Genomic DNA, 311 nt, shown 5'->3' on the forward strand with positions numbered 1-311 from the left:
ATATTCACCGGGCAGGAATTCGCGGCTGGCTGAGCAGCAATCCAGGCAGGCCGGAGAGGCCGAGAGCGGGCGACTGCGCGCCGAGGCGTGAAGGAAGTACTCAGCCGGCGGTAGGCCCGCGAGACAGAACGAGCCATCGGCTTGCGTGGTTGCGCCGCCTGTTGGACCCGCCTGTCCCAAGCCGAGCAGGTGAAGGCGGAGTGCCGTGACTGTGGCGAACTTCACGGGCGCTCCGTGTTGATCGATTACACGGCCCGTGACCTGGCATCGCGATCGGGCGGGCGGATGGGACAGCGGAGATGGATAGCAGC

At 66.6% G+C, this 311-nt stretch carries 1 protein-coding gene; it reads right to left on the bottom strand.

Annotated elements, in window-relative coordinates; all coding sequences use genetic code 11:
• Nucleotides 1–294: carboxypeptidase-like regulatory domain-containing protein (locus ACR9Y2_RS40325; protein WP_435047594.1), on the bottom strand; the 294-nt coding region annotated here is incomplete at its 3' end.
• Nucleotides 295–311 lie beyond the last annotated feature (17 nt).

The organism is Paludibaculum fermentans (assembly GCF_051172195.1).
Taxonomy (GTDB): domain Bacteria; phylum Acidobacteriota; class Terriglobia; order Bryobacterales; family Bryobacteraceae; genus Paludibaculum; species Paludibaculum fermentans_A.